This window comes from Halomonas sp. 3H, from assembly GCF_024206005.1.
Classification (GTDB): domain Bacteria; phylum Pseudomonadota; class Gammaproteobacteria; order Pseudomonadales; family Halomonadaceae; genus Halomonas; species Halomonas campaniensis.
In genome coordinates, this window is the sequence record NZ_CP100360.1 from 2,675,633 (window position 1) to 2,695,753 (window position 20,121).

A 20,121-nucleotide genomic window follows, 5' to 3' on the forward strand; every position below is an offset into this window, starting at 1 on the left:
GTCCTTGGGGTTCAGAATTCACGGCCAAGCAGGGCCTCGTCGAAGGGGTAGCGGGAGAGCTTCTCGATGCCGGTGTCGGTGATCAGCACCTCCTCCTCGAGCTTGACGCCGTCGGCCGCGCCCACCTCGCCGATGTAGCTCTCCACCGAGACCACCATGCCGGGCTCGAGGATGCCGTCCTTCGAAAAGCGGTCGAAGTCCATATGGTGCGCCACCAGGGGGGTCTCGCCGTGCATGCCCACCCCGTGGATGATCGAGGGATAGCGGCGATCAAGGAAGCGCTCAGGGATCTTCCAGGCCTGCTCGGCGATCTCGCGATAGCTGATGCCGGGCTTGAGAATGCCCATGTTGTGCTGCACCTGGTCGTAGGCCATGCGGTAGAGCTCGCGCTGGTAGGCGCTGGGCCGGCCGGGGCCGACGTGGAAGGTGCGCGAGAAGTCGGAGTAGTAGCCGTGGCAGCCGATGGTATCGGTGTCCAGCGCCACCAGCTCGCCGGGGCGAATCTTGCGGTCGCTGGCCTCGTGGAACCAGGGGTTGGTGCGCGGCCCGGAGTTGAGCAGGCGGGTCTCGATGAACTCGCCGCCGCCGCGGATCACCTCGCCGTACATGATGGCGAAGAGCTCGTTCTCGGTGACGCCGGGCTTGATCGCGGCCTCCACCTCGGCCACCGAGGCCTCGCTTGCCGCCATGGACTGGGCCAGGCAGGCGATCTCCTCGGGGGTCTTGATGCGCCGGCAGTGCAGGGTGTCCTGCATGCAATCGAAGACATCGAGCCCCTGGGCCTCCAGGGAGCGGGCCAGGTTGAGCGCGCAGCGGTCCAGGCCGACCTTCCTGTTGCCGCGGCCGTGCGCCTGGACCAGCTCGGCGATCTCCAGACCGAAGGGGTCCGAGGAGAAGTTGTCGCGCTGGTTCACCGCCGACCACACCACCTTGGAGGTGCGCGACTCGTCGATGGTCTCCAGCCAGGTGGAGATGTGCGCGCTGCCCGGGTACTCGAAGAGGATGATCGGGCCTTCCAGCGGCACGTAGATGTAGCGCGTGGAGTTGCGCAGGAAGTAGCCGAACATGTTGCGCGAACCAGTGGCGTAGCGCTGGTTGTTCGGGTCGAACAGCACCAGGGCGGCGTAGCCCTGCTCGGCCATCATGGCGCGCAGGCGCGCCAGGCGCCCGGCGCGCAGCTGCACGGGGTCGAAGGCGGTGGGGATGCTGTCGCCGTTGGCCATCGGCGCAGACGGCACGACCGGAATCCGGTCCGGTTCGCTGTCGGTCAGTTTCTCTGACTCTACGATACTCATGGGGGTCTCTCGCTGTGTCGTCAGGGGTGTGCCGCACGGGATCGGCGGCCATTCAGGGATGCCGGGCAGGCGCTCAGTCAACCAGGCTGTCGGTGCGGTTCATGCCCTCCTCGAGGAGCCGCTCGTGGACCGGCGCCATGCGCCCGAAGATGCGCTGGGCGCGCTCGGGGCGACCGATGAAGCCCGGCTCCTTGGCGTAGGCAAAGATCACCGTATGGCGCTCGCGGTCGCCCTCCACCGGGGTGACCCGGTGCAGCGAGTAGCGGCCGAAGAACACCTGCAGGTCGCCGGGCTGCAGCTCGAGGGACTTGAGGCGCGAGCGGTCGCCGTCGATCACCTTCTCCACCTCGTCGAAGTTCTCGCCCTCGGGGCTGCGGATGCCCGGGGCGTACTCGAAGCGGCCACCGCCGTGGGACTGGCGGGTCATCATGGTGACGATGAACTCGTTGGTGTCGTAGTGCCACGGATGCTGGCAGCCCTCGCGCAGCACGTTGACCACCAGGTCGGCCAGCGGGTCGGCGTACTGGTGGATCTCCTCCATGCCCACCACGGCGCCGATGAAGCGCTGGAAGCCGGGATGCTCATAGACCTGGCGGATGATGGTGTCGCCATCGATACGGTCGCCCGCCACGAAGCCGTTGGTGCGGTCGTCGAAGCGGTTCAACGGGTGGCTGGCCGGTTTCTCGGGATCCCCGGCGCTGTTGTAGGGGTTGGTCTCGGTCTGGTTGTAGTGGGCCTGCGGCGAGAGGCGCTCGGTCTCGCGCTCGAGGCGTGCCAGCGCTTCCTCGGGAACGAAGTTCTTGAGCACCACGCAGCCGTCCTCGTCGAGCTGGCGACGGCACTGCGCGATCAGATCGCGCCCCGCCGGGCTGTCGAGGTCGTGGAGGGGATAGCGGGCCAGGTCGATCAGGCCGTCCAGGGAGTCGGTCGCTTGTCGCTCGGCCGTGGCGTGCATCGGTGGTCTCTCCTGTCGTCAGGGAAGTCAGGTATTGACGTGTCGTATGGACAGGGTAGTGACGACGGATTCATAATTTAAATGAATGCTTGAGATACAACCCATTGAAGAGGCTCATTGATATGGATACCGACCTGCTGCGTGCCTTCGTCACCGTGGCCGAGTGCGAGGGGTTCAGCGCCGCCGGCAAGGTCCTGCACCGTACCCAGTCGGCCGTCAGCCTGCAGATCAAGCGCCTGGAGGACCAGATGGGCAAGTCGCTGTTCCAGCGCACCAGTCGCAGCGTGATGCTGACCGGTCCCGGTGAGCGGCTGCTGCCCTATGCGCGGCATATGCTGACCCTGGAGGATGAGGCCCGGGAGGCCCTGGGACAGCTCTCCCGGGGCGAACTGATCCGCTTCGGCACATCCGAAGAGCAGGCCGCGACCTATCTACCGGAACTGTTGCCTCGCTTCGCGGAGCGCTACCGGACTGCCCGTCTGGAGGTTCACTGCAACATCAGCGCCTCGCTGGTGGAGACCTTCCAGGAGGGGCTGCTCGATGTGGTGCTGTCGATTCGTCACGCCCCGACCCAGTCGGGACAGCTGCTGGGCTGGGAGCCCATGGTCTGGGTGGTGGCCGAGGATCGTCGGCCCGAGGAGTGGGAGCTCCTCCCGCTGGCCCTCAATCCGGAGGGGTGCATCTTCCGCGCCCATGCCCTGTCGGCGCTGGGCCGGGAGGCGCGACGCTGGGAGATGCGCTATGTGAGCCAGTCACCCACGGGGATCAATCTGCCGGTACAGGCGGGGCTGGCCATGACGGTCAAGACTCCCCGTAGCGTACCGGAAGGGTGCCGCATCGTCGGAGAAGAGGAGGGGCTGCCGCCCCTCGGCCGAGTGGAGATCGAACTGCATCGCCGCCCCGGCCACACCAGCGAGGCACTGGAGGCGTTCTGCCAGGAGCTCGAGGCCATGGTGACCGGGAACGAGACGGTGGCGTCCCCCCGGCCGGCCGAGGCGCTCGACCGGGGCGAGTGACCGGCGCAGGCTCACCCGCGCCGATAGGTGCCCACCAGGCGGTTCATGCCCAGCAGGTGGGGCTCGACCTGGGTGAGCAGGTCGCGCAGCTTGAGCCCCTCGGGCAGGCCGGTGGCCTTGTCCAGCGCCAGCACCCAGAAGTAGTAGCGGTGCAGGCCGTGCCCCTCGGGCGGCATGGGCCCGCCGTAGCCCGTCTTGCCAAAGTCATTCTTGCCGCGGGTGCCGGCGCGGGTCGCCTCCTCCAGGGAGGTGGTGGAGGCCGGCAGGTTGTAGAGCACCCAGTGCACGAAACCGTAGGCGCCGTGCTGCACCAGGGGCGCATCCGGGTCGTGGCAGATCACCGCGAAGCTCTTGGTCCCCTCCGGCGCTCCCTGCCAGGCCAGCGCCGGGGAAAGGTCATCGCCCTCCCCGGTGTGGATGGCGGGAATCGCGCCGCCATCCTCGAAGGCGGGGCTGGTGAGCCGCATGGTCGACAGGGCAAATGCCATCGTGGATCCTCCTGAACGATAGGTAACGAGTGCAAACCACCTCAGCCTCGGAAAATGCCCAGGAGCTGTCAACATGAACAAGCGTCTGCTGATCGTGGCCCATGCCCCCTCCCCCAATACCCTCAGCCTGCGCGAGGCCGCCGAGCGGGGCGCCCGCCACCTCGAGATCGAGGGCGTGGAGGTGGTGGTCAAGCCCCCCCTCGAGGCCGGCCCCGAAGACGTGCAGGCCTGCGACGCCATCCTGCTCGGCACCACCGAGAACCTGGGATACATGAGCGGCGCCCTGAAGGACTTCTTCGATCGTTCCTACTATCCGGTACTCGAGGAGAAGCAGGGCCTGCCCTGTGCGCTCTATATCCGTGCCGGCCACGACGGCACCGGCACCCGCCGAGCCGTGGAGGGCATCGTCACCGGGCTGCGCTGGCGGTGGGTCCAGGCGCCGCTGCTGCTGCGCGGGGAGTGGCAGACCGCCTTCGTCGAGCAGGTGGAGGAGCTGAGCATGGCCATGGCCGCGGGGCTCGAGTCCGGAATCCTCTAAGTTTATGCGATTAAATTTCGTTTAAACGCCATTCCCGCTCCTTGGTGGCTGCTATACATCAAGGAGCGTCTGACTACGCAGGCATAATCAAGACGTTGCTAAAACGGCACCGCCTGATCAAGCGATAACAAGACAAGCACAACAACACAACAATACCGCCCGTCGACCAGCAACGCAGAGAAGTCACCCCGCCTTCGGCTTCCACCCGGCCCTCTTGGTCATGCTCGTCCCTGGTCGGCTCACGCAGCGCGAGGTGAGTCATGAAACGATCTACTGGGCTGCTGGCCATCGGCCTGACCAGCCTGTTCCTCTGGGCCCCGTCATCGACGCAAGCCGACACTTCCCTGACCATCGCCACGGCCAGCCCAGCCGGCGTCTACCACCTCGCCGGACGCGCCATCTGCCGGGTGGTGGACATTCCCTGCACCGCCGAATCCAGTGACGGCTCCAGCGCGAACCTGCGGGCCGTGCGGCAGGGAGACGTGGAGGTGGCGCTGGCCCAGTCGGACATCCACTTCTATGCCGTCAACGGCAGCGAGGCCTTCCGTGCGGCCGGGCCGGATGCCGGCCTGCGCTCGCTCTTCTCGTTGCACAGCGAACCCTTCACCCTGGTGGTGCGTCGCGATGCCGGGATCCACGCCTTCGACGACCTGCTGCAGCGCTCGGTGAACATCGGCAATCCCGGTTCGGGGCAGCGCGGCACCATGCTGCGCCTGATGGATAGTCGGGGCTGGAGCCGCAGCAGCTTCCGCATGGTCAACGACCTGCCCGCCGACCAGCAGGCGATGGAACTCTGCCACGGCAACATCGACGCCATGGTCTATACCGTGGGCCACCCCAACGCGTCGGTGGCCCAGGCCATTCGCCTCTGCAATGCCGAGCTGATCGACGTGGAAGGCGACGCCATCGACCGACTGGTCGAGGCCTATCCGTTCTTCAGCCCTGCCTGGATCGCCGGCGGCCTGTACGGCCCCGACCAGCCGGCCGTCAGGACCTTTGGCGTGCGGGCCACCCTGGTGGCCTCGGCCGACACCGACCCGGAACAGGTCTACCGGCTGGTCGCCGGGGTCTTCGACAACTTCCAGCGCTTCAAGGCCCACCATCCTGCCTTCGGCATGCTCACCCCGCAGGCGATGATCCGCGATGGGCTCACCGCCCCGCTCCACGAGGGGGCCCTGCGCTACTACCGCGAACAGGGCTGGCTCGACGACGGCGCCATGACCGCGGAAGTGATCCGTTGACCCGCCAGGACGACGACGCCGGCGGCACCCCGAGGGGTGCCGCCGGCGCGTGGGCGATGTCGAGGGCGCCGGCCTGCCGCCGGCGCTCGGCTACTTCAGGCGCTCGAACACCGTGGCCACCCCCTGCCCCATGCCGATGCACATGGTGGCCAGCCCCAGGGTGGTGTCCCGCTGCTGCATCACGTTGAGCAGGGTGGTGCAGATGCGGGTCCCGGAGCAGCCCAGCGGGTGGCCCAGGGCGATGGCGCCGCCATTGAGGTTGACCTTGTCGTCCATGGCCTCCAGGAAGCCGAGGTCCTTGAGCACCGGCAGGCCCTGGGCGGCGAAGGCCTCGTTGAGCTCGACGGTCTGGATGTCGTCGGCGGCGAGGCCGGCGGCCTTGAGCGCCTTCCTGGAGGCCGGCACCGGGCCGTAGCCCATGATCGAGGCGTCGCAGCCGGCCACGCCAGTGGAGAGCACCCGGGCGATGGGCTCGAGGCCCAGCGCCTGGGCACGCTCGTAGCTCATCACCAGCATCCCCGAGGCGCCCACGGAGAGCGCGGAGGAGGTGCCGGCGGTGACGGTGCCGCCGCGCGGGTCGAACACCGGCTTGAGCTCGGCCATCTTCTCCAGGCTGGCGTCACTGCGGATCACCTCGTCGCGCTGGACCCGGACCCTGAAGCCGCGCTGGTCGTGGCCCTCCACCCCGATGATCTCGTTGTCGAAGTAGCCCTTCTCCATGGCGGCCTGGGCGCGCTGGTGGGAGCGCACGCCGAAGGCGTCCTGGTCCTCCCGGGAGATGCCGTGCATCTTGCCCAGCAGTTCGGCGGTGAGGCCCATCATCATCGCCGCCTTGGCAGCGTGCTTGCTGGCCGCCGGGTTGACGTCGACGCCGTGGGTCATGGCGACATGCTCCATGTGCTCCACGCCACCCACCAGGTAGACGTCGCCCATGCCGGCCTTGATGTTGGCCGCGGCGGTATGCAGGGCGCTCATGGAGGAGCCGCACAGGCGGTTGACCGTCTGGGCCGGCACACTGCGCGGAATGCGGGTCAGGATCGCCGCGTTGCGAGCAATGTTCATGCCCTGCTCCAGGGTCTGGTTGACGCAGCCCCAGAGGATGTCATCGATCTCACCGGGGTCGACGCCGGGCGAGCGCTCGAGCAGCGCCTCCATCACCGCGGCGGAGAGGTTCTCGGCGCGCACGTGGCGGAAGGCGCCGTTCTTGGCCTTGGCCATGGCGGTCCGCACGCCGTCGACCACCACGATATCTCTCGGGTTCAAGCTCATCGTTCTGTTACTCCTGTTCGTGGTGGGGGGCTCAGGCCTGGGCCGGGGCGCCGTAGAAGGTCTCGCCGGCGGCGGCCATGGCGCGCAGCTTCTCGGTGGGGGCGTAGAGCGGCCCCAGTTCCTCGGCCAGGCCATCGGCCAGCTTGACGAAGGCGTCCACGCCCATGGCGTCGATGTAGCGCAGCGCGCCGCCGCGGAACGGCGGGAAGCCGATGCCGTAGATCAGCGCCATGTCCGCCTCGGCCGGGCTGCCGACGATATCATCCTCCAGGCAGCGTACGGTCTCGAGGCAGAGCGGCACCATCATGCGGCTGATGATCTCCTCGTCGGAGAACTCGCGGCTCTCCCTGGCCACGCCCTTGACCAGCTCGATGGCGGCCTCGTCGCGGACCTTCTTCGGCTTGCCCTTGCGGTCCTCCTCGTAGGCGTAGAAGCCCCTGGCGTTCTTCTGGCCCAGGCGGTCGTTCTCGAACATCGCCTGGATGGCGCTCTTCTGCTCGCCGTCACCGCCCAGGCTGCCCATGCGCTCCGGGAAGCCCTCGGCCATCACCTCGCCGGCATGCACCGCGGTGTCCATGCCCACCACGTCGAGCAGGTAGGCGGGACCCATGGGCCAGCCGAACTTCTCCATGACCTTGTCGACCCGCTGGAAATCGGCCCCCTGGGCCATCAGCTGGCTGAAGCCGCCGAAGTAGGGAAAGAGCACGCGGTTGACCAGGAAGCCCGGGCAATCGTTGACCACGATGGGCGTCTTGCCCATGGCGCGGGCATAGGCCACGGTGGCCGCCACCGCCGCGTCAGAGGTCTTCTCTCCGCGGATCACCTCCACCAGCGGCATGCGATGCACCGGGTTGAAGAAGTGCATGCCGCAGAAGTTCTCGGGGCGCTTGAGGTTCTGCGCCAGGCGGGTGATGGAGATGGTGGAGGTGTTGGAGGCCAGGATGGTCTCCTCCCCCACCCGGCCTTCCACCTCGGTGAGCACCGCGTCCTTGACCTTCGGGTTCTCGACCACCGCCTCGACCACCAGGTCGACGTTGCCGAAATCGCCATAGGAGAGGGTGGGGCGAATGTTGCTCAGCTTCTCGGCCATCTGCTCGGTGGTCAGCTTCTTGCGCTCCACCTGCTTGGCGAACAGCTTGCGCGCCTCCTTGAGGCCGAGTTCAATGGCGTCTTCCTTGATGTCCTTCATCAGGATCGGGGTGCCCTTGGAGGCGCTCTGGTAGGCGATGCCGCCGCCCATGATCCCGGCACCGAGCACAGCGGTCTGCCTGACCGGTCGCGCCTGCTTCTCGAACCGCGCACCCTTCTTCTTGACCACCTGGTCGTTGAGGAAGAGCCCCACCAGGTTATAGGCCACGTCGGAGAGCGCCAGCTTGGCGAACGCCTTGGCCTCGATGGCCTGGGCTCGGGCGCGCTCCTCGCCGGCGCCCTTCTGGATCACCTTGATCGCCTCCACCGGTGCCGGGTAGTGCGGACCCGCCTTGCCGGCCACGTAGCCCTTGGCGGTCTCGAAGGCCATCATCTGCTCGATGGGACCCAGCGTGAGCGGCTGGCTCTTCTCCTGGCGGCGGGCCCGGTAGTCGAGCTCGCCGGCGTTGGCCCGGGCGAGGATATCCAGGGCGGCGGCCTCGAGCTCCTCGCCGGGCACCACGGCGTCCACGGCCCCCACCTTGAGGGCGGCATCGGCCCGGTTCTGGGTACCGCCGGCGATCCACTCGATGGCGTTGTCGGCGCCGATCAGGCGCGGCAGGCGCACGCAGCCGCCCCAGCCCGGCAGGATGCCCAGCTGGGTCTCGGGCAGACCGATCTGGGCCTTGTCGCTCATCACCCGGAAGTCGGTGGTCAGCAGCACCTCGCAGCCGCCCCCCAGCGCCAGGCCGTTGATGGCGGTGACGGTGGGGAACGGCAGGTCCTCGATGGCATTGAAGATGCCGTGGACACGCTCGAGCATCTCGACCAGGAAGTCGCTGCCCTTGCCGAACATGCCCTGGAACTCGGTGATGTCGGCCCCGACGATGAAGGCTTCCTTGGCACTGGTCAGCATCAGCCCCTTGAGGCCGCTCTCGGCCCGGATGGCCTTGACGGCGTCGTCGAGCTCGGCCACTACCGCGCTGGAGAGCTTGTTGACCGATTCATCCTTCAGGTCGAAGGTGAGCGTGGCGATGTCGTCGCCGCGCGTCACCGTGATGGCATTGCCCTGATAGATCATTCCGCGAATCTCCCGATTTCATACGGCCGTTTGAATGCGCACAGCTTGGTTCACTCCTGCGCAAACGTCAACCCCTCCCATCATCGCCTGCCACCCACGCAACAGGGGCGCACGATACCGCCACCGGCGAACGCTGCTAAGGTAACAACCTGGCGCGTCACTTCCTCACCTCGATCAGGATAGCCGACCTCCATGCCACGCCCCTCAGCCGGCCCAGTGCCCGACGATCCGCCGCGAAGCCCCCCGCAGCTGCATGCCTTCCAGCAGCGGGTCGAGCGCCTGGTGGAACGGCTGCGCCCCTGGAGCTGGCTATGGCCCCCGGCCGCCTTCGCGGCGGGGCTCGGCAGCTTCTTCCTGGTGGATCGCCAGCAGTGGCTGGGGGCGCTGCTGGCGCTGGGGATGCTGGCTGCCTGGCTGCTGCTGCTCTCCGAGAGCCTGATCGGCCGGCTGCTGGCGCGCCGCGGCTACCCCACCCTGCCCCATGGCGTCACCCTGTTCATCGCCCAGATGATTCACCAGGAGACGCTGTTCTTCTCGCTGCCCTTCCTGCTCGCCACCACCGTCTGGAGCAGCGGCCAGGCGCTGTTCACCCTGCTGCTGCTCGGCATGGCGCTGTTCTCCATCATCGACCCGCTCTACTACCGGGTGGCGGACCGCTTCCGCTGGCTCTACTTCGCCTTTCACGCCCAGTGCGTGTTCCTGGTGGTGCTGGTCACCTTGCCGATCATGCTCAAGCTGACCACCGGCCAGAGCCTCAAGCTGGCGCTCGCCGCCATGCTGCTGTTCAGCCTGCCGAGCCTGCTGCACCTGCTGGGCCGCGAGACGCCGCGGCGCTGGGTGATGATCATGGCACTGCTGCCGGTGCTGGCCGGGGCCGCCTGGCTCGGGCGGGTCTGGGTGCCGCCGGCCAACCTGTGGATCAGTGCCATGGCGCTGTCACCGGGCTTCGACAGCGAGGCCAGAGCGCCGCTGGGCAGCCTCAGGCTGACCCCCGAGGCGCTGTCCGGCAGCGGGCTCTACGCCTACACGGCGATTCGCGCACCGCTGGGGCTGCGGGAGGAGGTGTTCCACGTGTGGCGACACCAGGGCGAAGTGATCGACCGCATTCCGCTGGTAATCGAGGGCGGCCGCGAGGCGGGCTACCGGGCCTGGAGCCACAAGCAAAACTTCCCGGACGACCCCGCAGGGCGCTGGCGGATCGACGTGATGACCGACAGCGGACAGCGGATCGGCGTGTTGCGCTTCACCGTCGATGACGGCGAGGTGGGCACCCTGGCCGACGGCAGGCCGCTGTCGCCTCCGGGCCTGCCGGGGCTCGACTGGCGGCGCCTGGTACCCGGCATGTCGGCAGCGCCGCGGGAGGACACCGACGACGACCCGCCACCGGAACCGGGCGAGGAGACCCCGTCAGCGCAGGCCGCCGAGGACACTCCGCCTCGGGAAGCGAGCGAGGCGCTGCCCACGGGGGAGGCGGCCGAGCCGGCGGCGGAAGACAGGGCGAGTGACGAACGGGACGAACGGGACGAACGGTAAGCCTGCTTGCATTCCACGCGGGGGGTTCGGACAATCCCGTGACGCCCCTTGGAATCCAGAGTCCCCATGCATCAGAACATCGGTTTCCAGCTCAGCCGCGTGCCACGCCTGTGGCGCGCGATCATCGACGAGCGCCTGGCACCGCTGGGGCTGACCCAGACCCGCTGGGTCACCCTCTACCACCTGTGGCGGCTGGGTGACGGCCAGCCCCAGTGCGACCTGGCCCGCGCCATCGGCGTCGAGGCACCCTCCCTGGTCCGCACCCTCGACCAGCTCTCCGAGCAGGGCCTGATCGAGCGCCAGCCCTGCGACCAGGACCGCCGCACCAAGCGCGTCTATCTCACCCGGGAGGCCACCCCCCTGCTGGAACAGATCGAGCAGGTAGTGACCCAGGCCCGGGCCGAGATGCTGGCCGGCCTGAGCGACCAGGACGTGGCCACCCTCTCCGAGCTGCTCTCGCGCATCGAGGACAACGGGCTGGCGATCCAGGCCCGCGACGCCGAGGAGTGATCCCCCGTCCTACTCGCCGGAGTCGCCGAAGGCGGAGGCGGCCGTCGGGTCGTCCGGGCGACCGGCGAGCCCGTCGCGCAGCGCCTGGAAATCCTCCAGGTAGGTCGAGACGCGCTCGAAGCCCTGGGACTCGTGCCACCAGAGGCCCAGCGCGCGAGCGCCGGACTCCACCACCAGCGCATCCTGCGGCAGCCGGCCGAGCAGCGACCTGAGCCGCGTCTCCAGGGGGGCGGGCAGGGGCCGCAGGGGCTCGTGGCGCCACCGCCAGCCGTGGGCAAACGGCTTCAGGGCATCGGCGGCATGGCTGTCGCGCACCAGCAGGAAGTCGGGACCCGGCCGCTCCTGCGGGTAGTGCCAGCGATAGACCGGCATCGCCGTCTTGATGCCATGCAGCGGCGGCGACTCCAGCTTGACGCTGACGCCCGCCCTCATGACCTGGCTGCGCAGGTCGGCGATACGCCGCTGGCGGGGGCTCGGCTTGAGCCACATCACCGGTGAGATCACCAGCATCAGGGCGAATAGAATGAAGAACCAGGCCATGCCTCTCTCCCGACAGGGTTGATGCGTGAATCTTGATACAAGTCGTTGTCTTGGCACGCCACGCGGCCTAGAGTGAAGGCATACTGCCCAACCCGTTGGACCCCTGCCAAGGAGCTCCCCATGAGCAACGAATACCGCCATGTGCTGGTCGCCGTCGACCTGACCAAGGACTCTCACAAGGTGCTGGAGCGTGCCCACCAGATCGCCGACCGCAACCAGGCCAAGCTGTCGATCATGCACACCCTGGAGCCGCTGGGCTTCGCCTACGGCGGCGACATCCCCATGGACCTGACCAGTATCCAGGACCAGCTCGACGAGCATGCCAAGCAGCGGCTGGCCGAGATCGCCGACCCCCATGTGGCCAAGGAGGACCAGCACGTGCTGGTGGGCATGCCCGACACCGAGATCCACCGCTTCGCCGAGGAGAACGGCGTGGACCTGATCGTGGTCGGTTCCCACGGCCGCCACGGATTCGCCCTGCTGCTGGGCTCCACCTCCACCGGCGTACTGCACGGTGCCCAGTGCGACGTGCTCGCCGTACGCGTGGGCAAGAAAGGCGAGAGCGCCGAGTAACCGCTTCCCTGCCACTCCCAAGGCGCCCGCTGGGCGCCTTTCCTATGCGTCGCCGGAGGCCATGGCCTCCAGCTCCATCCACCGCTCCATGGCGGCGTCCAGCGCCGCCTGGGTCTCGGCGAGGGCCTCCAGGGTCGCCGTCACCGCGTCGGCCTCCTGCTGGTAGAAAGCCGGATCGCCCACCTTCGCTTCGAACTCGGCGACTTTGCCTTCCAGCCGCTCGATTTCGGCCGGCAGGCCGTCGAGCTCGCGCTGCAGCTTGTAGGAGAGCTTGGCCGGCTTTTTCCCTCCCCCCGCTGAGGGCTCCTTCGCCGCCGTCGCCTTCGAGGTCAGCGGCGACTGCTCGGCCATCTCCTCGGTGGTCTGGGCCGGCTCGGCCCCCTGGCGGGCCGCTCCCTCCCAGGGCGCCGGCGGCAGCTTGCCGCCCTGGCGCACCCAGTCGCTGTAGCCCCCCACGTACTCGCGCACCCGCCCCTCGCCCTCGAAGGCCAGCACGCTGGTCACCACGTTGTCCATGAACGCCCGATCGTGGGAGACCAGCAGCAGGGTGCCGTCGAAGTCGAGCAGCAGCTCCTCGAGCAGCTCCAGGGTCTCGACGTCCAGGTCGTTGGTCGGCTCGTCGAGCACCAGCACGTTGGCCGGCTGGGTGAACAGCTTGGCCAGCAGCAGGCGGTTGGACTCCCCACCCGAGAGCGCCTTGACCGGCTGGCGGACCCGCTCCGGGGTGAAGAGGAAGTCCTGCAGGTAGCTCATCACGTGTCGGTCACGGCCGCCCACCGTGACCCGGTCGCTGCCCTGGGCCACGTTGTCGTAGACGCTCTTCTCGGGCTCGAGCCCGCCGCGCAGCTGGTCGAAGTAGGCCACCTGCAGCTTGGTCCCGAGCTGCACCTTGCCCTCGGTGGGCGAAAGCTCGCCCAGCAGGATCTTGAGCAGGGTTGTCTTGCCGGCGCCGTTGCGGCCGATCAGACCGATGCGGTCGCCGCGCTGGATCTCCAGGGAGAGGTCGCGGATCACCGCCTCGTCGCCGAAGCGCTGGGTGACATGCTCCAAGGCCACCACCCGCTTGCCGCTGCGCTCGCCGCTGTCCACGCTGAGGCTGGCCTTGCCCTGGCGCTCGCGACGCTCGCTGCGCTCGCGCCGCAGTTGCTCCAGCGCCCGCACCCGCCCCTCGTTGCGGGTGCGCCGCGCCTTGATGCCCTGACGGATCCACGCCTCCTCCTGGGCCAGCTTCTTGTCGAACTCGGCGTTCTCGCGGGCCTCCACCTCCAGCTCGTGGCTCTTCTGGGCCTGGTACCTGGCGTAGTCGCCGGGATAGCGGCCGAGGCGTCCGCGGTCGAGCTCGAGGATGGCCGTGGCCAGCTTCGACAGGAAGGCGCGGTCGTGGGTGATGAACAGCACGGCGCCGTTGAAGGCGGCCAGCTGCTCCTCGAGCCAGGCAATGGTGTCGAGGTCCAGGTGGTTGGTGGGCTCGTCGAGCAGCAGCAGGTCCGGCTCGGCCACCAGCGCCCGGGCCAGCGCCACGCGCCGCCGCCAGCCCCCGGAGAGCGCAGCCATCTCGGCGTCCTCGGGCAGCCCCAGGCGGGTCAGCACCACGTCGATGCGCTGGTGGAAGGACCAGCCGTCGATCGCCTCGAGGCGCGTCTGCAGCTCGGACATGCGGCGCATGTCGGGCTCGTCCTCGTGGATCAGGTGGTGGTACTCGGAGAGCAGCTCGCCCGCCTCGGGCAGGCCCTGGGCCACCACGTCGAAGATGGTCTGGCCGGAGGCCTCGGGGAGATCCTGGGCGAGCACGCCGATCTTCAGACCCGGAGCGCGCCAGATGCTGCCGCCGTCGGGCAGCATCTCGCCGGCGACCAGCTTGAGCAGCGTCGACTTGCCGGTGCCGTTGCGCCCCACTAGGGCCAGGCGCTCGCCCTTCTCCAGCACCAGGTCGGCGCCGTCGAGCAGCACATGGGTACCATAGGCCAGTTGCAGCTGTTCCAGACGTAGCAGGGTCACGCTCACACCTCATCGAATCGCGAAGGCGGCTAGTGTATCGCAACTCCGGCCCGCCGTGGCCGTGCCACCATGGTGACCGCCGACGTTCCCGAGTAAACTGCGGCGCGCCCCGACGATCCGGCCATCACGACCACAGGAGCTCCGCCTTGGCTGAACCGACCGACGGCTTCGATGACTTCCTGCCCCAGGCGCTGCGCTTCCGCGCCGCTGCCCCCCTGGTGGACATCGGCGCCAACCTGACCCATGAGAGCTTCGCCCGCGACCTCCCCACGGTGCTGGCCCGCGCCCGCGCCGCCAACGTCACCACCCTGATCCTCACCGGCACCGACCGCGAGCACGCCGAACAGGCCGTGGCCATGGCCCGCCGCCATGCCGACACCGGGCTGGCCCTGTATGCCACCGCCGGGGTGCACCCCCACGACGCCAGCCGCTGGGATGCCGGCCTCGCCGCCGCCATGGCCGACCTGCACCGCGAGCCCGAGGTGGTGGCGGTGGGCGAGTGCGGGCTCGACTTCAACCGCAACTTCTCCACGCCCGCCGAACAGGAGCTCGCCTTCGAGGCCCAGCTGGGCCTGGCGGCACAGAGCGGCAAGCCGCTGTTCCTGCACGAGCGCGACGCGGGCCGGCGCATGCGCGAGATGCTGCACGCCTGGCGCGACGACATCGGTGACGCCGTGGTGCACTGCTTCACCGCCGATCGCGACACCCTGTTCGGCTACCTGGATCTCGACCTGCATGTCGGTCTGACCGGCTGGCTGTGCGACGAGCGCCGCGGACACCACCTGCGCGAGCTGGTCGGCGAGATTCCCCTGGACCGCCTGATGGTGGAAACCGACTGCCCCTACCTGCTGCCGCGCAATTTACCTGCCAAACTCAAGGGCAGGCGCCATGAGCCGGCCCTGCTGCCGTGGATCGTGCGCGAGATCGCCCACTGGCGCGGCATCGACGAGGCCGAGCTGGCGACGGCGACCACCCGCACGGCCCGAGCCTTCTTCCGCCTGCCGATGGCGGACCCTCACCCCCCAGCCACCCGACACGAGGACTCCTGACATGGCCGACCTACCCGGCTTCATTGCGGTCGAGACCGGCGAGGACGGCGGCCTGCCGCTGGCGATCGCCTGGACGCTGCCCGACGGGCGCGTCAAGCACACCCTGATCCAGCCCGAGGACGACTGGCTCGACGCCGAGACGGTATCGCTGGGCGATTACAGCCTGGAAGAGCTCGCCTCCATGGGGGTGAGCCCGCTGGACGTGATCCGCGAGCTGGAGAACGACCACTTCAGCGACACCCTCTACACGGCAGGCGTCAGCGACGACGAGGCCGCCCTGTCACGCCTCTTCGACACCTATGGCCTGGATCCCTTCGTGGAGCTGGCCCCCGCGGAGAGCCTCTACGCCGCCCTGGCGCCGGGCGACTGGGCACGGGCGCGCGGCGAGCTGTTCGGCGAGCTGGGGCTCGAGCCGCTGCGCCCGGAGCACGAGGTGGAGGTGATGCTGCACCTGCACCAGCGCATGAACGACGAAGACGAAGACTGACCGGCGCCCTGCATCAGCGCCTCCCCGTCAGGCGGCGCGCGGCCTCGAGGATCGTCGCCACCGAGGGAAGCGTCAGGGTGGCCGCGGGGCCCAGCGGGATGAAGCTGTCCTCCGCCGTCAGCCGCGCCAGCCGCTCGCCGGCCATGCCGCGCTCCACCAGGCCGGTGACCAGCGCCTCGCTGAGCGAGCCGGATCGCCGGCACTCGTCCACCACCAGCACCCGCTCGCAGCCGGCCACCCGGCGGTGGATGGCGTCGTGGTCGAGCCCCGTCAGCCAGCGCAGGTCGATGATGCGCAGGGCGACTCCCTCGGCCTCCAGGGCAATGGCGGCCTGCCGCGAGAGCAGGACGCCGTTGCCGTAGGTGATGATCGCCAGGTCGCCCCCCTCCCCCCACTGCCCCGGCTCCCCCGGAGGCAGCCGATACCCGGGCCCCGGGTCGGCGCAGCACCAGCCGTCATCGCCCTCCTGCTGCAGGTCGCGGCGGTGGTAGAGGGCGATGGGTTCGATGATGACCACCACTCGCTGCTCCTCGTCGGCCAGACGCACCGCTTCCTGCAGCAGCCCCACGGCATCGGCCCCGTTGGAGGGACAGGCCACCAGCAGCCCGGGGATGTCGCGCAGCACGGCGATGGCGTTGTCGTTGTGGAAGTGGCCGCCGAAGCCCTTCTGATAGCCGAGCCCGGCGATGCGCACCACCATGGGGTTGGCATACTGGCCATCGGAGAAGAAGCTCAGGGTGGCGGCCTCGCCGCGCAGCTGGTCCTCGGCATTGTGCAGGTAGGCCAGGAACTGGATCTCCAGGATCGGCACCAGGCCGTTGTGGGCCAGCCCGATCCCCAGCCCCAGGATGCTCTGCTCGTCGAGCAGGGTATCGATCACCCGATGGGCGCCGAAGCGCGCCTGCAGCTTCTGGGTCACGCCGTAGACGCCGCCCTTGCGGCCGATGTCCTCGCCGGCCATCACCAGGTGGGGGTGGCCGTCCATCAGGCGCTGCAGGGCCTGGTTGATCAGCTTCGCCATGGGGGCCGGGGCGGTCTCGCGCTCATGGCGGGCTGGGGCCGGCTGCCCGCGCCCCGGGCGCGACGGTGGAACGAGACTGGCCATGACCTGCGCGGCGCTGTCAAGCTTCGGGCGACGGATCGCCGCCTCGGCCAGCCGCGCCACCTCGTCGCCGATGGCCCGGTAACGCTCGGCGAGCTGCTCCCGCGTCAGGACCCCGTGGCGGCGCAGCAGGCCGGCGCTGACCAGCAGCGGATCCCGGGCCTCGTCGGCGGCGATGCGCTCCGCCGAGAGGTAGGCCTGCTGGGCATCGGAGCCGGCATGGCCGAACAGCCGCACGCAGCGCAGGTGCAGGAACACCGGCTGGCGGCGCTGGCGGGCGATGGCCTCGGCATCGCGGGCCGCGCGCCAGCTGTCGAGCAGGTCCAGCCCGTCGCCGCTCAGGAAGTGGAAACCGGGCCGGGCGCGCATGCTGGCCTCGATCCAGCCGGCCGGGGTGGGCGTGGAGATGCCGATGCCATTGTCTTCGCAGACCATTACCAGCGGCATGGGCAACCCCTGGTAGGCCGCCCAACCCGCCGCATTGAGCGCCCCCTGGGCGGTGGAGTGGTTGAAGGAGGCATCGCCGAAGCTGCACAGCACCACGCTCTCGGCCGGCCACTCCCCGCTGACGCCCAGGCGCCGGCAGAGCCCCAAGCCATGGGCCGCCCCCACCGCCTTGGGCAGGTCAGAGGCGATGGTGCTGGTCTGGGGCGGCACGTTGAGGGCCTTCGAGCCCAGCACCTTGTGACGCCCGCCGGAGATCGGGTCGTCGCGGGAGGCCACGAAGCTCAGCAGCAGGTCCCAGAGCGGGGCCTGGGCGGGACGCTGGCGACTGCGCTCGATCAGGAAGGCGGCATCGCGATAGTGCAGGAAAGCGGGATCGCTCGGGCGGAAGGCCCGAGCGACCGCGGCATTGCCCTCGTGGCCGGCGCTGCCGATGGTGTAGAACCCCTCGCCTCTGGCCTGAAGGCGACGGGCCTCCAGGTCCAGATGGCGACTCATCAGCTGGGACTCGAACAGCTCGAGCAGCGCCGGACCGTCGAGTCCAACCTCGTCGAGGCTCAGGGACGATGCCGGGGTCGGCCAATCGTCATCGCGTAGGGCGGCAAGGAAGCGCTGCTCCTGGGGCAGGGGCTCGGGGGTGCGGGGCGGGGAAGCGGTGGCCACGGCGAACTCCGGCTGGGGGAACGCCTTCAGCCTAGTCGACTTCGCCCGGTCCGGTCGCCGGCGATCAGGCCAGGGCGGAAAGGGCCGGTTCGAGCCGCCGACGCCCCGCGGCGATGGCGACCTCCCGGGGGTCACCCTCCCGGTAGAAGCGCTGCAGGGCGAGCCGGAAGGCGGCGGCGCGCCGTGGCAGCCCCTCGGCCAGGTAGCGGTCGGCCCTTGCCTCCACCCGCGCCCGGAAGGCCTCGCGGTCCACCGCCACGTCGCCGCCGAGGTTGTCGACGCTGACATGGAAGACCCGCCCACAGGCCTCGGTGAACAGCCGCTCCAGCGCCTGAGGCGCCACCTCAACCGCCTCGAAGTCACGCTGCTGGTCGGCATCGCGGCCATCGGGCAGGTACCAGTAGCCGTAGTCCTCCAGCTGGCGCCGGCGCGCGCCGGCGATGCACCAGTGGCTGATCTCGTGCAGCGCGCTGGCGTAGTAGCCCCGCGCGAAGATCACCCTGTGGAAGGGCGTGTCGGCATTCGCCGGCAGGTAGAGCGGCTCGTCGCCGCCGCGCACCAGGCGGGTGGCGAAGGTGTCGTGGAAGAGGCCGTCGAACAGGGCGATGACGTCGTCGAGGCGGTGGGTCACACGAGCTCCGGGGTGGGGGGGAAGGGCGAGCATTATAGCGAGCCGCGCAGGCGGGCGAAAATCCTCGGGAGTTGCTAGGATAGCCGGCTTCCACGACCCCCCGAACCGCAGGGAGCGCACGCCCGTGGCCAGCCCACTCGCCAACCTGACACGCACCAGCCGCAGGGAGACGCGGCCGCTGCTTGGCCTCGCCCTGCCGATCTGTGGCGCCCAGCTCGCCCAGGCCGGCATGAGCGTGGCCGACGTGATGATGACCGGACGGCTCAGCGCCACCGACCTGGCGGCCGTGTCGGTGGGCTCGAGCCTGTGGATGCCGCTGATGCTGTTCATGACCGGCACCCTGATGGGGCTGACGCCCATCGTCGCCCAGCTGCTCGGCGGTCGCCGGGTCGCCGGCATCCGGCCCCATGTCCACCAGGCGCTGTGGGTGGCGCTGGCCCTGGGCATCGCCGCCGGCCTGCTGCTGTGGTTCGCGGTGATGCCGATCTTCGCCCTGATGCAGGTCCCCCAGGAGGTGGCGACGCGCTCGGCGGCCTACCTGTCCGCGGTCGCCTTCGGCATGCCCGGGGCGGCGCTGTTCCAGGCGCTGCGCGCCTTCTCCGACGGCATGAACCATACGCGCCCCTCGCTGTGGATCAGCCTGATCGGGCTGGCCGTCAACGTCCCCAGCAACTTCGTGCTGATCTACGGCGGCGAGGGGCTGACCGGGCTGCTGGGCGACTGGCTGCCGGCCTGGGTGGCGGGACTGCCGGCGCTGGGCGCCCTGGGCTGCGGCATCGCCACGGCGCTCTCGCTGTGGGTGATGAGCCTGGCCATGGCCCTCTACACGCGTCGCTCCCGCGCCTACGGCGAGGTCGAGCTCTGGCACTCGCCCACGCCGCCGCGCTGGCGGATGATCGGCGAACTGCTCCATGTGGGCGTGCCGATCGGCGTGGCGATCTTCGTCGAGGTGACCCTGTTCACGCTAATCGCCCTGTTCATTGCCAGCCTCGGCGAGGTGACCGTGGCGGCCCATCAGGTGGCCCTCAACTACACCTCAATCCTCTTCATGCTGCCGCTGTCGCTGAGCATGGCCCTGACGGTGCGGGTCGGCAACACCCTGGGACAGCAGCGCCCCGGCATGGCCCGGCGGGTGGCCTGGAACGGCATCCTGATCGCCCTGCTGGTCGCCGGCCTCAACAGCCTGCTGCTGTGGCTCACCGCCGAGCCGGTGATCGCGCTCTACACCCATGACCCGGCGGTGCAACGCCTGACGCTGTCGCTGGTCATACTGGCCATGATCTTCCAGGTCTCGGACTCGCTGCAGGTCAACCTGGCGGGCGCCCTGCGCGGCTACAAGGACACCCGGGTCATCATGTTCATCACGCTAGTGGCCTACTGGCTGGTCGGGCTGGCCGGCGGCCACTGGCTGGGAACCCGTGGCCTGTTCGGCCTGGTCGACCCGATGGGCGTTCACGGCTACTGGGTCGGCCTGATTGGAGGCCTCACCGCGGCAGCCCTGCTGCTCGGCGAGCGCCTGAGACGCATCAGCAAGGCGGTGGCACATGGACGAATCGACCTCTCTCTCAGCTAGGCCGGCC

At 69.2% G+C, this 20,121-nt stretch carries 18 protein-coding genes; 9 read left to right on the top strand and 9 right to left on the bottom strand.

Going from position 1 to position 20,121, the window contains the following annotated elements:
* Positions 1–11: 11 nt before the first annotated feature.
* A complete protein-coding gene (locus NFC98_RS12475) occupies positions 12–1,295 on the bottom strand; it encodes a Xaa-Pro peptidase family protein (protein WP_254275268.1) in 1,284 nt (427 codons plus the stop codon).
* Between the two features lie 73 nt (positions 1,296–1,368).
* Positions 1,369–2,250, bottom strand: a complete 882-nt coding sequence (locus tag NFC98_RS12480) for a hypothetical protein (protein WP_254275269.1) — start codon at positions 2,248–2,250, stop codon at positions 1,369–1,371.
* A 122-nt stretch (positions 2,251–2,372) separates the two neighbouring features.
* Here NFC98_RS12480 and NFC98_RS12485 point away from each other — a divergent pair, with 122 nt between their 5' ends.
* Positions 2,373–3,266 (top strand): LysR family transcriptional regulator, encoded by an 894-nt coding sequence (locus NFC98_RS12485; RefSeq protein WP_254275270.1) that lies wholly within the window; start codon positions 2,373–2,375, stop codon positions 3,264–3,266.
* Positions 3,267–3,277: 11 nt separating this feature from the next.
* Here NFC98_RS12485 and NFC98_RS12490 read toward each other — a convergent pair whose 3' ends face one another.
* Complete coding sequence (locus NFC98_RS12490) at positions 3,278–3,754, bottom strand: YbhB/YbcL family Raf kinase inhibitor-like protein (protein WP_254275271.1); 477 nt, start codon at positions 3,752–3,754, stop codon at positions 3,278–3,280.
* Between the two features lie 73 nt (positions 3,755–3,827).
* Between NFC98_RS12490 and NFC98_RS12495 the strand changes: the two genes are divergently transcribed.
* Both NFC98_RS12495 and NFC98_RS12500 read left to right on the top strand, forming a co-directional pair.
* Positions 3,828–4,292: a flavodoxin family protein gene (locus tag NFC98_RS12495; protein WP_254275272.1), complete on the top strand. Its 465-nt coding sequence runs from the start codon at positions 3,828–3,830 to the stop codon at positions 4,290–4,292.
* Between the two features lie 260 nt (positions 4,293–4,552).
* Positions 4,553–5,533 carry a TAXI family TRAP transporter solute-binding subunit gene (locus tag NFC98_RS12500; RefSeq protein ID WP_254275273.1) on the top strand — a complete coding sequence of 327 codons (981 nt, stop codon included), beginning with the start codon at positions 4,553–4,555 and terminating at the stop codon, positions 5,531–5,533.
* Between the two features lie 90 nt (positions 5,534–5,623).
* Here the strand turns inward: NFC98_RS12500 and fadA are convergent, their stop codons facing one another.
* A complete protein-coding gene (gene fadA, locus NFC98_RS12505; RefSeq protein ID WP_254275274.1) occupies positions 5,624–6,802 on the bottom strand; it encodes an acetyl-CoA C-acyltransferase FadA in 1,179 nt (392 codons plus the stop codon).
* Between the two features lie 31 nt (positions 6,803–6,833).
* Positions 6,834–9,011 carry a fatty acid oxidation complex subunit alpha FadB gene (gene fadB / locus NFC98_RS12510; protein WP_254275275.1) on the bottom strand — a complete coding sequence of 726 codons (2,178 nt, stop codon included), beginning with the start codon at positions 9,009–9,011 and terminating at the stop codon, positions 6,834–6,836.
* A 192-nt stretch (positions 9,012–9,203) separates the two neighbouring features.
* Between fadB and NFC98_RS12515 the strand changes: the two genes are divergently transcribed.
* The gene (locus tag NFC98_RS12515) at positions 9,204–10,544 is read left to right on the top strand and encodes a DUF5924 family protein (protein WP_254275276.1); all 1,341 of its coding nucleotides are present in this window, start codon (positions 9,204–9,206) and stop codon (positions 10,542–10,544) included.
* A 66-nt stretch (positions 10,545–10,610) separates the two neighbouring features.
* A complete protein-coding gene (slyA, locus tag NFC98_RS12520; RefSeq protein WP_254275277.1) occupies positions 10,611–11,054 on the top strand; it encodes a transcriptional regulator SlyA in 444 nt (147 codons plus the stop codon).
* 9 nt (positions 11,055–11,063) lie between these two features.
* Here slyA and NFC98_RS12525 read toward each other — a convergent pair whose 3' ends face one another.
* Positions 11,064–11,594, bottom strand: coding sequence for a preprotein translocase subunit YajC (locus tag NFC98_RS12525; protein ID WP_254275278.1), 531 nt, complete (start codon positions 11,592–11,594; stop codon positions 11,064–11,066).
* A gap of 120 nt (positions 11,595–11,714) precedes the next feature.
* Between NFC98_RS12525 and NFC98_RS12530 the strand changes: the two genes are divergently transcribed.
* Entirely contained in the window at positions 11,715–12,167 is a 453-nt protein-coding gene (locus NFC98_RS12530) for a universal stress protein (protein ID WP_183332711.1), read from the top strand.
* Positions 12,168–12,209: 42 nt separating this feature from the next.
* On the opposite strand, the gene NFC98_RS12535 is transcribed toward NFC98_RS12530, so the two are convergent.
* Positions 12,210–14,165, bottom strand: a complete 1,956-nt coding sequence (locus tag NFC98_RS12535) for an ATP-binding cassette domain-containing protein (protein ID WP_254275279.1) — start codon at positions 14,163–14,165, stop codon at positions 12,210–12,212.
* A 146-nt stretch (positions 14,166–14,311) separates the two neighbouring features.
* On the opposite strand from NFC98_RS12535, the gene NFC98_RS12540 reads away from it, so the two are divergent.
* Both NFC98_RS12540 and NFC98_RS12545 read left to right on the top strand, forming a co-directional pair.
* The gene (locus tag NFC98_RS12540; protein ID WP_254275280.1) at positions 14,312–15,214 is read left to right on the top strand and encodes a TatD family hydrolase; all 903 of its coding nucleotides are present in this window, start codon (positions 14,312–14,314) and stop codon (positions 15,212–15,214) included.
* Between the two features lies 1 nt (position 15,215).
* Positions 15,216–15,701 (top strand): hypothetical protein, encoded by a 486-nt coding sequence (locus NFC98_RS12545; protein WP_254275281.1) that lies wholly within the window; start codon positions 15,216–15,218, stop codon positions 15,699–15,701.
* Positions 15,702–15,714: 13 nt separating this feature from the next.
* Here the strand turns inward: NFC98_RS12545 and NFC98_RS12550 are convergent, their stop codons facing one another.
* Positions 15,715–17,910, bottom strand: a complete 2,196-nt coding sequence (locus tag NFC98_RS12550) for a thiamine pyrophosphate-dependent enzyme (RefSeq protein ID WP_254275282.1) — start codon at positions 17,908–17,910, stop codon at positions 15,715–15,717.
* A gap of 64 nt (positions 17,911–17,974) precedes the next feature.
* Positions 17,975–18,541, bottom strand: a complete 567-nt coding sequence (locus NFC98_RS12555; protein ID WP_254275283.1) for an elongation factor P hydroxylase — start codon at positions 18,539–18,541, stop codon at positions 17,975–17,977.
* A gap of 124 nt (positions 18,542–18,665) precedes the next feature.
* Between NFC98_RS12555 and NFC98_RS12560 the strand changes: the two genes are divergently transcribed.
* Positions 18,666–20,114 (top strand): MATE family efflux transporter, encoded by a 1,449-nt coding sequence (locus NFC98_RS12560; RefSeq protein ID WP_254275284.1) that lies wholly within the window; start codon positions 18,666–18,668, stop codon positions 20,112–20,114.
* The last annotated feature ends 7 nt before the right edge of the window (positions 20,115–20,121 follow it).